The organism is Flexivirga sp., from assembly GCF_051955415.1.
Classification (GTDB): Bacteria; Actinomycetota; Actinomycetes; order Actinomycetales; family Dermatophilaceae; genus Flexivirga.
In genome coordinates this window covers 1-12,740 of record NZ_JBQCGS010000045.1, presented here as the reverse complement: position 1 = coordinate 12,740, position 12,740 = coordinate 1, and the positions used below count along the sequence as shown (strand labels likewise).

Below are 12,740 nucleotides of genomic sequence, written 5' to 3'. Positions count from 1 at the left end.
GCGCAGGCGCCGGCGGCCGATAGAATCGGGCACGTGACAGCGCCGCTCACCGAAAAGCCCGTTCTCGTCGTCGATTTCGGCGCCCAATACGCCCAGCTCATCGCGCGCCGGGTCCGCGAGGCCCACCTCTACAGCGAGGTCGTGCCGCACACGATGCCCACGCAGGAGATGCTGGCCAAGAACCCGGCCGCCATCGTGCTCTCCGGCGGTCCTTCCTCGGTGTATGCCGACGGCGCCCCGTCGCTGGACGCCACACTGCTCGAGGCGGGGGTGCCGGTCTTCGGCATCTGCTACGGCTTCCAGGCGATGGTGAACGCCCTGGGCGGCACGGTCGAGCACACTGGGCTGCGCGAGTACGGCGCGACCCAGGCGCAGATCGAGGACACCGCGTCGACGCTCTTCAACGGCCAGCCGCCGGAGCAGTCGGTGTGGATGAGCCACGGCGATTCCGCGTCACAGGCGCCCGAAGGCCTGCGCGTCACCGCCACCACGCCGGGTGCGGCCATCGCCGCGATCGAGGACGACGAGCGCAAGTTGTACGGCGTGCAGTGGCACCCGGAGGTGCTGCACTCCACCTTCGGCCAGCGCGTGCTGGAGAACTTCCTGCTGCGCGGCGCCGGCCTGGCCGCGGACTGGACGCCGAAGGCGATGGTGGAGGAGCTCGTCGACGACGTCCGCTCGACGGTGGGGGACGCACGTGCCATCTGCGCCCTGTCCGGTGGCGTCGACTCCTCCGTCGCCGGTGCGCTCGTGCAGCGGGCGATCGGTGACCAGCTCACCTGTGTCTTCGTCGACCACGGCCTGTTGCGGGCCGGGGAGGCCGAGCAGGTCAAGCAGGATTTCGTCGACGCGACCGGCGTCGACCTGGTGGTCGTCGACGCGGCCGACCAGTTCCTGGATGCCCTTGCCGGCGTGAGCGATCCGGAGCAGAAGCGCAAGATCATCGGCCGCGAATTCATCCGTGTCTTCGAGCAGGCAGCACGCGACATCGTCACCGACCGCGGTGATCAGGAGCACCCGGTGAAGTTCCTCGTGCAGGGCACGCTCTACCCGGACGTCGTGGAGTCCGGCGGCGGCACCGGTGCCGCGAACATCAAGAGCCACCACAACGTCGGCGGGCTCCCCGACGACCTGCAGTTCACCCAGGTGGAGCCGTTGCGGCTGCTCTTCAAGGACGAGGTCCGCCAGGTCGGCACCGAGCTCGGCGTTCCCGACGGCATCGTGCAGCGGCAGCCCTTCCCGGGCCCGGGTCTCGGTATCCGCATCGTCGGCGAGGTCACCCGTGAGCGTCTGAACATCCTGCGCGCCGCCGACCTCATCGCTCGCGAGGAACTGACCGCGGCGGGACTCGACGGCGAGATCTGGCAGTGCCCGGTGGTGCTGCTGGCCGACGTGCGCTCGGTCGGTGTGCAGGGCGACGGCCGCACCTACGGTCACCCGATCGTGCTGCGCCCGGTCTCCTCCGAGGACGCCATGACCGCCGACTGGACCCGCCTGCCGTATGAGGTGCTGGCGCGCATCTCGGGTCGGATCACCAACGAGGTGCCGGACGTCAACCGGGTGGTGCTCGACGTGACCAGCAAGCCGCCGGGCACCATCGAGTGGGAATAACGGGGCCCGCACACAGCGGCCGCACAAGAAGATCGCGGGGACCACACACGGGCGGCCGCGACGATGACGCGATGACCACCACGTGGCCGAGAGGCTCGATGAGCACCGTGCAGGAAGGGCGCCCGCACACCGTGCGGCCCACGCGCGGGCGGCTGCGCGGGCTCGCGTGGGTCCACGCGTTGGTGATGGCCGGGTGCGCCGTCCTCGGCCTGTTCGTCGTGGTGCGCTATGCGATCCATTCGGTGCGCGGCTTCCACTTCGACGACCGGATGATGCTCTCGCTCGGCACGACTCCGGCGGCGTGGTGGCGGATCCTGGACGTGCTGGGCCTGGTCACCGATGTCAGTGTCGCCCTGTGCTTGGCGGTGTGTGTCGTGGTGGCGATGCTGCAACGACGCTGGGCGGTCGCCATCTCGGCAGGCGTCCTGATCGGTGGCGCCAATATCACCACGCAGGTGCTGAAATATCAGGTGCTGCAATCGGTTTCGCCGCCCAACACGCTGCCGAGCGGACACACCACCGTGGGCTTGTCCCTCGCGCTGGCGGCGGTCATCGTCGCGTCCTACCGGTGGCGCCCACTGGTGACGGCCGGTGCCGCGTTGGTCGCGACCTTCGTGGGCGCGGGCACTGTGTCGGCGCACTGGCACCGTCCCGGCGACGTGCTGGCCGCCGGCATGGTCTGCCTGGGCTGGGCGGCCGTCGCGCTGGCGATCGTCGGCGGTCTGCAGCGCCGCGTGCCGGTCGGACGCCGGCCGGTGCGGCTGGCCGCGGCCTCGGTGCTCGGCGTGCTGCTGGCCGGGCTCGCGGTCGTGCTCATCGGGGTGCGACCCAGGTTCGGCATCTACGACCTGCCGCTCGCGCTCTGCACACTCGGGCTGCTGGGCGCGATGTTCGCGATCGTCGTCGGCTGGGTGTCGCAGGCCGTCGACCGCATCGTCGCCTAAACCGCACGGCCGACAGCTGCGCCGCTAGGCCTTGGCCGCCGCGCCGGCCTTCGGCATCGCCCACCACGCCAGCCAGCCGAGCGCGCCGATCGGGATCTCGGCGATGTGCGTGAAGATGGCGAACACCACGACGCCCGCGCCAGCGGCGGCCGGGTTGGCGCCCCAGAAGACCAGGATCACCACCGTGCTGGCCTCGGTGAAGCCGAGACCGCCGGGCGTGAACGGGATGGCGGTCATCAACCGCCCGATCGCGTAGGCCGCGAAGAGATCGGCGACCGGCAGGTCGACGTGGACGGCCTCCATGACCCGCCAGAAGAGCAGGAACCACAGCGCGAGCTGGCCGATGACACCGAAGGACATCGGGAACCAGCCGTGTTTGGTGATGGTGCTGATCCGCGCCCGCTGGTCCAGCAGCAGGTGCTTGATGTTGAGCGGCTTGCCCTTGTTGGCCCCGCGCCGCATCCGCGCGATCAGCGGACCGATGCGCTCGTCGAGCTGGTCACCCAGCCACGCGGTCCAGGCCGGGCGGATCAGCGCGACGACGAACCCGATGAGCAACAACAGGCCGATGACGCCTCCCCACCAGGCGCCGCGGCGCACGATCGAGGGCAGCGTGTCGGTCGACTTGGACACCGCGGCGATGCCGATCAGCGGCAGGCCGACCCGGAAGAGGACGTTCCAGATGCCACTGACGATGAGACCGGTGGAGATGTTGCGCCGGGCGAAACCCCAGGAGCGCAGCATCATGTAGGTCGAGGCCATGCCGACCGCGCCGCCGCCGGGCAGCACGTTGCTCACAGCGGACCCCGAGACGTTGATGATCGACGCCTTGAGATGGGACAGGCCGGGCAGCGCCGCCGACAGGGTGAAGGTGTAGACGGCCAGTCCGAGCAGCATGATGCCCATGCACTCCGCGCTGGCCTTGGGTCCGACCAGGCCTAGGTGATGGCCGATCTCGCCCCAGGTCGTCTTGGTGAACCAGGGGAGCGCGGCGATCATCACGGCGGCGAGCGCCATACCGAGCACGGCGTGGACGACCAGCCGCCAGCTGAACTTCGGCATGGCGGGCGGGTCGCCGTCGTCGTCGGAGGGCTGGTTGCCGGCGACGATGTCGTCGAGGGCGACGGCGTGCTCGTCGGCGCTTGCGGCCGTGGCCGTTCGCCTCGAGCTCCTCATGCCAACCCCGCAAAGATGTCGTCGCTGACCGGGCCGGAATGCGCTGGATCGCGAAACCATTCCCGTCCGAAGACAACATCATAAATTGGCCGGGGGACACGGAGGAACTGCCCGAGGGTCCGGTCGGCGCCGTCGTCCGCCGCGGCCTGTGACGCGTGTGCCCGCATCGCCGCTCGCTTGGCCGGGATGTGACCCCGCACGTCGATGCGGTGGGTGATCCGGTCGCGTGGTGTGAACGCGCGCTCGTAGACCTGCGGGTCGAAGTCACCGGGCAGTGTGCGCAGCCGGGAGAGGAGCCGGACGGCGCGGGCCAGCACCTCCCGCGGTGCGGTCGCCTCGACGACCCGCGGGGTGTTGGCCAGGCGGGCGGCCTCGGCGCCGACCTCGTGCACCTTGCGGTGGTCGCGATGGCCGTAGCCGCCCGCGGCGTCATACGACATCAGCACGTCGGCCCCCTCCTCCCGCAGGATGCCGGCCAGCAGAGCGGCCGCGCCGGTGGCCCGCACGAACCGGCGGCCGCCGGGTGGATCGGGTGGCACCTCGCCGACCATGCCGGAGTCGGCATACCCCAGATGTATGACGCGCGCGACGCCCATGGCGGCCGCGCTGCGCTGCAGCTCGTGCAGCCGGCGGGCGCCCAGCTCGGCGCGGAAGTCCTCCGACGTCAGGCCCAGTGCACCGTCCGTGGCGACCACCAGGACGACACGGTGCCCGGCAGCGGCCGACTTGGCCAGGGTGCCGGCCGTCAGCAGCGCTTCGTCATCGGGGTGTGCGTGGAACGCCACCAGAGTGCGGGACATCGGGCTCCATCCTTCCGTATGACGCCGGGCGCCGCCCAGCGGATATCCCCGCGTGGCACGCTGGATCCGATGAAGGTCGCACTGCTGTCGGACTGCTACCCGCCGAGGCTCGGCGGCATCGAGACGCAGGTGCACGGCCTGGCCCGCGCGCTGGCCGGTGCGGGTCACGCTGTGGAGGTCTTCACCATCACCCCCGAGCCGGCCGGCCGGGGCCCGGCCGATGGGTTCCCGGTGCACCGGCTCGGTCTGCGGCGGGAGCTGCCCGGCGGCCTGTTGATCAATCCGATCGCTCGGCGGGCGCTGCGTGCAGCCTTGCGCAGCGGTGGATTCGACGTCGCACACGCGCACCTGGGGGTGCTCAGTCCGTTCGCGACCGACGGTGTGCAGGTCGCGCTGGCCGACGGCCTCCCGGTCGCGGCCACCTGGCACAGCGTCACCGGCCGGTCCGAGCCGATGATGCGCGCCCTCGGACACACCGCTCGCTGGGCCCGCCGGGGCGTCGCCCTGTCGGCGGTCTCGGCCGTGGCGGCAGCACCGGTGCAGCGAACCGCGAAGGCGCCGGTCGCAGTGGTTCCCAACGGGATCGACACGTCGTTCTGGAGCGTGGGTGATCCGATCGGACGTGATCGCGGCGAGCATCGTGCCGGTGGGCTGCACGTCGTCAGTGCGATGCGGCTGACGGCGCGCAAACGGCCGCAACAACTGGTCGATCTCGTCGAGCAGGCTCGCGCCGACTCCGGACAGGACATCGGTCTGACCGTCGCCGGCGATGGACCGCTGCGACGCCGCCTCGAGGCACGGCGGCCGCAGTGGTGCAGGCTGCCCGGCCGTCTCGAGCCGACCGCGTTGCGTGGGCTCTACCGCTGCGCGGACGTGTATGCCGCGCCGACCGTGCTGGAAGCGTTCGGGATCGCGGCGGCGGAGGCCCGGTGCTGCGGCCTGCCGGTGGTGACCCGGGCCGAGAGTGCGGTGTCGTCGCTGGTCGAACACGAGTGGACCGGTCTGGTCGCGGGTGACGACCGGGAGTTCGCGGCCGCGTTGGCCCGACTGGCATCGAGTCCGCCTCTGCTGCAACATCTCTCGTCATACAGCCGCAGTGAGCGGCCGGCCCTGGGATGGGGCGACGTGTTGACGACGGTGCTCGCGGAATACGAGCGGGCGATCCTGCTGGCCGCCGAAGGCGGGGCGAGTGCCCGGTCGCCGGACCACTGAACGCATGAGCACGGGACCTCAGCGGTCCGAGAGCACGCGATCGAACTCGCGTTCCCGGTGCGAACGATGCACCAGCAGCGTCGCGACGGCGGCGAACAGGAAGAACACGCCCGCGGTGAAGCCGACACTGATGCCGACGACGGCCCAATCCGGATGATCGGCCAGACGCCATACGACGACGATGGTGGCCAGCACCAGCACGACGATGCCGCGCAGCACCGTCGGCAGGTGGGGACCCCGCGGCCGCAGCACGTCGGGTGCACCGTCGACCGGGCGGCCGGTGACCGGGCCACCGAACACCGGCAGTTCGCCGGTGCCCGGGAACGACTTCTGCTGCGGATAGCCGGTCGCGGACCGGTAGGTCGGCAACTGCTGGGTCGGGTGCTCACGCGGTGGGAACTGCTCACCGCCGGCCGCTCCGGGTCGCTCGCTCATGAGGTCACTTCTCCTTGATGGTCAGGTCGCCGACGCCGACCTCCGCCGACAGGTCGATCACCTTCGGGCCGCTGCCGACGGACACGGTGCGGCGGGTGTCGAAGCCGCCATGACCGCTGATCCGGGTGTCGCCGTCGAGCACCTCGATCTCGCCCAGATGCGCGTGGCCGTGCACGTGCACCGTCACGTCCCGCGGGACGGTGATGGTCAGCCGGCCGACGTTCACCCGGGCGTGCAGCGCGGTCCGTTGCGGCAGGTCCGTCGTGCTCAACCCGCTCAGGTCCAGCTCGCCGTCGCCGACCCGCATGGTGAAGTTGTGCTGGTCGCCCGCGGTCACGGCGGTGGGGCGCCACGACTCGTCCCCGATCGCACCGGTCCACGGCATACCCTTCGGTGCCGCGACCGACAGCAGCAGTGCGCCGAGCACCGCGAGGGTCGCCAACGGGCCGAGCACACCGCCGCGACGTCCCGCCAGTCCCCCGATGACCAGCGCGAGCGCCGCGGCGGCGGCTCCGGCGGCCAGGCCCACCTGCAGGGCACTGTCGCCGCGGGAGGTGCCGGCCAGCACCAACGCCGTGAAAGCGCCGGCCAGCACCGAGATTCCGAGGATTGCGAAGGTGAGGGCAGCGCCGAACCGGCGGCGCTTGACCCGGACCGGCACGGCCGGAGCCGCCGGCCCGAACGGCCCGTACGGGTAGCCGTCGGGCGTGCGGTAGGGGCCGTCCTTGGCCAGGTCGATGCCACCCTCGCGGGCCGCGGCCCCGGCTGCCGCGGCGCGGTTGCCGACGCTCTGCGGCGGGTCCGGCCGGTCAGGGGCCGCCGCGGCCGGCCGGTCGGTCGTGGGGGCGCTGCCGCGCATCCGGTCGCCCAGTCGGTCGCCCCACTCCTGGGTCGTCTCCTCCGGGCGGCGCGCGCCCGGACCGTGGCCGTTCCAGGCCAGGAAGGCCCAGGCGAGGAAGGCCAGGCCGGCCGCCTGGCCGAACACGCCCCACCCCGAGCCGATCGACCAGAACACCCCGAAGCCGCCGAACGAAGCGACCGCCGCCACCACGCACAGGACGATCGAGGACACGTGCCCCTGCCGGACCGCCTTCTCCACGACGATCTCGCCGGCCTCGTCGGGCAGCAGCGTCCAGGCCGCGAAGTATGCCGGCACGCCGATGCCGAAGAGCACCGTCGCGAGCAGGAACAACGCCCGCACGATCAGCGGGTCGACATTCCAGCGGCGCGCCAGCCCGGCGCACACGCCGCCGAACCATTTGTCCTCGGTGCCGCGCACGACGCCGATGCCACGAGCGGCGGCGAAGAGCCGGTCGAGGGCGTCGCCGTGCTGTGGGGCACGGGGCGGGTGGCCCGGGGAGGTCTGGTACGTCATACCGACCACGATGGCTGTCCTGGCGGGTGCTCGCCATGCGGGTCGACCCTGACGGTCCCCTGAGCCGTCCCCGAAAGCTGCTCGGATGGCTCGGAGCATGGCCCGTGGTGGGCCAGACTTGGGGTGTGAGCCAGACAGTCCGGAGCGATGCGGTGCCCCGCCCGCCGCTGACCCGACCCCGCGAGGGCCGGTGGGTGGCGGGTGTGTGCGCCGGCGTCAGCACCCACCTCGGGATCCCGCTGGTGACGTTGCGGGCGATGACCGGTGTGTCCCTGGTTTTCCTCTTCGGGATCCCGGTCTACGTGTTCCTCTGGTTGACGATGCCGGAGTCGGACCGGCCCGCGCTGGTGACGCCCTTCGAGCGGGCCGCCGGTGCGCAGACCGGGCGGACCGGTCAGGGGCGCATCTCGATGCGGCGGCTGCTCGTGATCGGACTGCCGGTGCTGGCGGTCGGCTGCATCGCCGCGATCAGCGCGATCACCTCGGCGGCGCGGCTGTCGCTGACCATCCCGCTGCTGGTGATCGGCGTCGGTCTGGTGCTGGCCTGGTCACGGCTGGGCAGCGCCGAACGTCGTCAGTGGATCAGCACCGGGGACCGCCGGGAGACCCGCATCCGCACGGTGATCGGCATCGTGCTGGCGTTGACCGGCCTCATCCTGTTGCTGTCCCAGGGCGGCGGGCTGACCCGGCTGCGCGACGTGGCGGTCGGGGTCGTCGTGGTGCTGCTCGGAGCGGGCATCCTCGGCGCGCCGTTCATCGCACGCTTCTTCGACACGTTGCGCAAGGAGCAGACCGAGCGCATCCGGGCGACCGAGAAGGCCGACATCGCCGCGCACCTGCACGACTCGGTGCTGCAGACCCTCGCGCTGATCCAGCGGCGCGCCGACGACCCGAAGGCGGTGCAGTTGCTCGCACGCGCACAGGAACGCGAACTGCGCAGCTGGCTGTATGCCGAGCAGGACCAGCCGGGCAGCACACTGGCCACCGCGGTGACCGACGCCGCCGGCGAGATCGAGACACTGCACGGCATACCGGTGGACGTGGTGGTGACCGGGGACCGGCCGATGGACGAAGCCGGCGCCGCGCTGGTGCGCGCGCTGCGGGAGGCGCTGGCCAACGCGGTGCGACACGGTGAACCTCCGGTGTCGGTCTACCTGGAGGTCGGCCCGGCCCACGCGGAGGCCTTCGTCCGCGACCATGGGCCCGGCTTCGACCCCGCGGACGTGCCCGAGGACCGGCTGGGCGTCCGCGAGTCGATCATCGGGCGAATGGACCGGCACGGCGGCGAGGCGCAGGTGCGCCGGCTGGAGGACGGCACCGAGGTGCGGTTGCGTATGCCGCTGGCGGACGCCGCCACGGCCGATGAACAGAGACGGGACGAGCAGGTGGAGGGGCAGTGATGACGGCACGTGTGGTGTTGGTGGACGATCACCGGATGTTCCGGTCCGGGGTGAAGGCCGAACTCGACGACTCGGTCACCGTCGTCGGTGAGGCACCGGACGTCGACGCCGCGATCGCCGTGATCCGGCAGGCACGGCCCGACGTCGTGCTGCTGGACGTGCATCTGCCCGGGGGCAACGGCAACGGCGGCGCGGACGTCGTCGCCGGGTGTCCCGGGTTGCAGACCGAGAGCGGCGAACCGGTGCGGTTCCTCGCCCTGTCGGTGTCCGACGCCGCCGACGACGTCATCTCGGTCATCCGGGCCGGTGCGCGTGGTTACGTCACCAAGACGATCAGCCCGACCGACCTGATCTCGGCGATCCACCGGGTCAAGGACGGCGATGCCGTCTTCAGCCCGCGGCTGGCCGGCTTCGTGCTGGACGCGTTCGGCGCGACCGCCGGCGAGATCGCCGAGGTCGATGAGGAACTGGACCGGCTGTCCGCCCGCGAACGCGAGGTGATGCGGTTGATCGCACGCGGCTACCAGTACAAGGAGGTCGCCAAGGAGCTGTTCATCTCGGTGAAGACCGTGGAGACACACGTCTCGTCGGTGCTGCGCAAGCTGCAGCTGTCGTCGCGGCACGAGCTGACGTCGTGGGCCATGGCGCGTCGCCTGCTGTGACGGACCGGGGATGCTCCCGCACCCCGCGCGACAGGCTCAGTCGGTCGGCTGTTGCTGTGTCTCGGCCTGTGCGCGCTGCTCGGCGAAGATCTTCACGTTGCGCTCCAGTTTGCGGCGCAGCACCGTGGAGGCGAGCAGGCCGATGACGACGGCGACACCGAGGCCGACATACGAGAAGTTCTTCAGGTATTGCTCGGCGGCCTTGCCGACGTAGTAGACCAAGTAGGTCGTGCCGCCCGCCCAGCAGATGGCGCCGCTGGCGTTGGCCAGCAGGAAGCGGGGGTAGTGCATCTTGAGCGAACCGGACAACGGGCCGGCGAAGATGCGCAGCAGGGCGATGAACCGGCCGACGAAGACCGCGAGCATGCCCCACCGCTGGAAGACGTGCTCGGCGTAGTCGACCAGGTCGCGGCTGAAGTGGTGCGGGAACCGGCGCTCGAGGTAGCCGAAGAGCCGCTGGCCGTAGCGGCGGCCGATGGCGTAACCGATGCTGTCGCCGATGACGGCACCGAGCACTGCGGCGATGGCGATGCCGTGCGGGCTGACCGAGACCTCGTGGCGCGAGGACAGGATCGCCGCGGCGACCAGGATGGTCTCACCGGGAATCGGCACACCGAGGCTCTCGATACCGACCGCGAGGCCGGCGATCAGGTAGACCGCAAGAGGCGGGATCGTCGTCAGCCAGTGATCCATCGAGTTACCTAACGTCGGTCAACGCCAGCCTGTTCCGACGCCGCCGGGGATGTCCCCGCCAGGATCGTACGGCGTGCGGGTGAAGCGGAAGCTGCCGAGGTCGAGGTGCGTGGCTGCGCCGCGCGGGTCCCGCCGGACGGTGAGGCGCTCGCCGGCGAAGTACTCGTCCAGGCCGGTCCAGGTGTCGGGTCCGCCCGGCGTGAAGCGCGAGCCGCGTCCGCCGTGGACCGGACGCAGCCGCAGCCGGCCGCCGTCCTCGCGGGTGAGCAGGTGCGGTCGCGGACCCCAGAACCACGTGCCGACGATGTCGAGCACGTCCGACGGTGCGACGTCCGCGGTCCACTCCGGTGACGTGCGCGGGACGTGCGTGCGCAGCTGGCGGAGCAGTGCGATGCCGTCGAGGTCGAGTCCGGCGGTGCTGTTGACCAGCTGCACGACGCCGTCCCCGGTCTCCGGGTCGATCTTCAGGGAGGACTGGTGACCGGGCATCGATCCGCCGTGGCCGATGAAGCGTTGTCCGTCGGCGTTGATGATGTCGAGGCCGAAGCCGTAGGCCCGGGTGTATGCCGAGCCGGGGTCGTCGTTGATCAGCGCCGGGATCTGCATCTCCCGTCGCAGGTCGTCGGACAGGACACGCTCGTCGCCATACGCCAGGAATTTCGCGAAGGCGGCGAGATCGTGCACGGTCGACCACAGCTGCCCGGCGGGTGCCATGGCGAGGGTGTCGGTGGCGGGTTCGTCGTGGAGGAGGTCGGCATACGGGTGGACGGCGAGGCCGGGTGCGGCGGCGTGCGTCGGGGCGTAGGTGGTCTCCCGCAGGCCGAGCGGCTGCAGCACCTCCTGCTCGAGGCGGTCCCACCACGTGCTGCTCCGGAGGCGGGCGACGAGTTCGCCGGCGACGGCGAATCCGACGTTGCTGTAGTGGAATCGGCGTCCGGGGCGATGGATGGGCCGGATGCTCGACTGCAACTCTCCCCAGCTGCGTCCGTGGCTGCGCTCCCACCAGGCGCCTTCGGTCTCGGCGGGCAGACCGGCGCCGTGCGTGAGGAGTTCGCTGACACGCGCTCCGGGCAGTCGGTCGGCCAACTCGGGCAGATGCTGTGCGACGGAGTCGGTCAGCCCGGCCAGACCGTCGTCGACCAGGCGCAGGACGAGCACCGCGGTGAAGGTCTTGGTGATCGATCCGATGCGGTATTGCGTTGCTGTTGTTGCGGGTTCGCCGTGCGGGCGACCATTCGTGCGACCCGCGGCACCGGACCAGACGACCTCGCCGTCCCCGATGAGGGCGGCGGTTGCCGAGGGCGCGCGGCTGGAGCGCTGCGCATCGGCCAGGCGGGTGTCGAGCAGGTGCGTGAGGGCCGGGTCGAGCGTCATACGCCGATCCTGGCAGATCGTTCCGGAAGCCGAGGTGAGAGAGTCGGTGCCGTGCGTGTTGTCTCAGCGAACGTCAACGGGATCCGAGCCACAGTCCGCCGCGGCGGTCTCGCCTGGCTGGCTGCGCAAGAGCCGGATGTGCTGGCGTTGCAGGAGGTTCGGGCGTCGGATGCGCAATTGGCCGCAGCGCTGGCCGGGTCTGCCTTCGAGTCGTGGAACGTCGTGCACGCCCCCGCGGCTGCCGCCGGTCGAGCCGGGGTGGCCGTGTTGAGCAAGCACGCCATCGACGGGCACGAGGTCGGCCTGCCGGGATTCGAGGAGGACGGCCGGTGGCTGGAGGCGACGCTCGACATCGACGGGCAGGCGGTGACGGTCGTGTCGGCCTACGTCCACACCGGCGAGACGGGCACCGCGAAGCAGGACGACAAGTTCGCGTTCCTCGAGGCGATGGGCGCTCGTATGACGCAGCTGCTCGACGGGGACACGGTCATCACCGGGGACTTCAACATCTGTCACACAGTCCGAGATCTGAAGAACTGGAAGGGAAATCGCGGCAAGTCGGGATTCCTGCCGGAGGAACAGAAACACCTGACCGCGTGGTTCGAGTCGGGCTGGGTCGATGTCGTGCGGCAGCGCTCCGGCGACATCGACGGCCCCTACACGTGGTGGTCGTGGCGCGGGAAGGCGTTCGACAACGACAGTGGCTGGCGCATCGACTACGTCCTGGACTCGCCGTCCTTGGCCGCACGGGTCGATCGGCACCTGATCGGCCGTGCGGCGTCATACGCCGACAGATGGAGCGACCACGCGGCCGTGGTCGTCGATCACCGCTGATCGCCCACGAATGTCGGGACTGAGTGTCGGTGTCCGCGACTACCGTGCTCGGATGACCGAGTTCTCATACTTCACGGCCTGCACCATCAACGGCTTCATCGCCGACTCGGACAACTCGCTGCAGTGGCTGTTCGACGTGCCCACCGTCGAGAACGACTCGGCGATCCCGGACTACATCGACAGCGTCGGTGCCCTCGTGATGGGGGCGACGACCTATTCCTGGG

The 12,740-nt window shown here is 70.8% G+C and carries 12 protein-coding genes; 6 read left to right on the top strand and 6 right to left on the bottom strand.

Annotated elements, in window-relative coordinates; all coding sequences use genetic code 11:
* Positions 1-33 precede the first annotated feature (33 nt).
* Positions 34-1,611: a glutamine-hydrolyzing GMP synthase gene (guaA, locus tag ACTHL4_RS07560; RefSeq protein ID WP_440282135.1), complete on the top strand. Its 1,578-nt coding sequence runs from the start codon at positions 34-36 to the stop codon at positions 1,609-1,611.
* A gap of 71 nt (positions 1,612-1,682) precedes the next feature.
* Complete coding sequence (locus ACTHL4_RS07555; protein ID WP_440282134.1) at positions 1,683-2,555, top strand: phosphatase PAP2 family protein; 873 nt, start codon at positions 1,683-1,685, stop codon at positions 2,553-2,555.
* Between the two features lie 24 nt (positions 2,556-2,579).
* Here the strand turns inward: ACTHL4_RS07555 and ACTHL4_RS07550 are convergent, their stop codons facing one another.
* Complete coding sequence (locus ACTHL4_RS07550; protein WP_440282133.1) at positions 2,580-3,731, bottom strand: lysylphosphatidylglycerol synthase transmembrane domain-containing protein; 1,152 nt, start codon at positions 3,729-3,731, stop codon at positions 2,580-2,582.
* Positions 3,728-4,531 carry a PIG-L deacetylase family protein gene (locus tag ACTHL4_RS07545; RefSeq protein ID WP_440282132.1) on the bottom strand — a complete coding sequence of 268 codons (804 nt, stop codon included), beginning with the start codon at positions 4,529-4,531 and terminating at the stop codon, positions 3,728-3,730. Before ACTHL4_RS07545 ends, ACTHL4_RS07550 begins: the two co-directional genes overlap by 4 nt.
* 69 nt (positions 4,532-4,600) lie before the next feature.
* Between ACTHL4_RS07545 and ACTHL4_RS07540 the strand changes: the two genes are divergently transcribed.
* Positions 4,601-5,743 carry a glycosyltransferase family 4 protein gene (locus ACTHL4_RS07540; protein WP_440282131.1) on the top strand — a complete coding sequence of 381 codons (1,143 nt, stop codon included), beginning with the start codon at positions 4,601-4,603 and terminating at the stop codon, positions 5,741-5,743.
* 18 nt (positions 5,744-5,761) lie between these two features.
* Here the strand turns inward: ACTHL4_RS07540 and ACTHL4_RS07535 are convergent, their stop codons facing one another.
* Both ACTHL4_RS07535 and ACTHL4_RS07530 read right to left on the bottom strand, forming a co-directional pair.
* Complete coding sequence (locus ACTHL4_RS07535) at positions 5,762-6,178, bottom strand: hypothetical protein (protein WP_440282130.1); 417 nt, start codon at positions 6,176-6,178, stop codon at positions 5,762-5,764.
* 4 nt (positions 6,179-6,182) lie between these two features.
* Positions 6,183-7,553 carry a PspC domain-containing protein gene (locus ACTHL4_RS07530; protein WP_440282129.1) on the bottom strand — a complete coding sequence of 457 codons (1,371 nt, stop codon included), beginning with the start codon at positions 7,551-7,553 and terminating at the stop codon, positions 6,183-6,185.
* 125 nt (positions 7,554-7,678) lie between these two features.
* Here ACTHL4_RS07530 and ACTHL4_RS07525 point away from each other — a divergent pair, with 125 nt between their 5' ends.
* Complete coding sequence (locus tag ACTHL4_RS07525; RefSeq protein ID WP_440282128.1) at positions 7,679-8,953, top strand: ATP-binding protein; 1,275 nt, start codon at positions 7,679-7,681, stop codon at positions 8,951-8,953.
* Positions 8,953-9,615 carry a LuxR C-terminal-related transcriptional regulator gene (locus ACTHL4_RS07520; RefSeq protein ID WP_440282127.1) on the top strand — a complete coding sequence of 221 codons (663 nt, stop codon included), beginning with the start codon at positions 8,953-8,955 and terminating at the stop codon, positions 9,613-9,615. Before ACTHL4_RS07525 ends, ACTHL4_RS07520 begins: the two co-directional genes overlap by 1 nt.
* Positions 9,616-9,651: 36 nt before the next feature.
* Here ACTHL4_RS07520 and ACTHL4_RS07515 read toward each other — a convergent pair whose 3' ends face one another.
* On the bottom strand, positions 9,652-10,308 hold the full coding sequence (locus ACTHL4_RS07515; protein ID WP_440282126.1) for a DedA family protein: 657 nt from the start codon (positions 10,306-10,308) through the stop codon (positions 9,652-9,654).
* A gap of 18 nt (positions 10,309-10,326) precedes the next feature.
* Positions 10,327-11,682 (bottom strand): serine hydrolase domain-containing protein, encoded by a 1,356-nt coding sequence (locus ACTHL4_RS07510; RefSeq protein WP_440282125.1) that lies wholly within the window; start codon positions 11,680-11,682, stop codon positions 10,327-10,329.
* 51 nt (positions 11,683-11,733) lie between these two features.
* On the opposite strand from ACTHL4_RS07510, the gene ACTHL4_RS07505 reads away from it, so the two are divergent.
* Positions 11,734-12,516 carry an exodeoxyribonuclease III gene (locus ACTHL4_RS07505; protein ID WP_440282124.1) on the top strand — a complete coding sequence of 261 codons (783 nt, stop codon included), beginning with the start codon at positions 11,734-11,736 and terminating at the stop codon, positions 12,514-12,516.
* Positions 12,517-12,740: the final 224 nt, after the last annotated feature.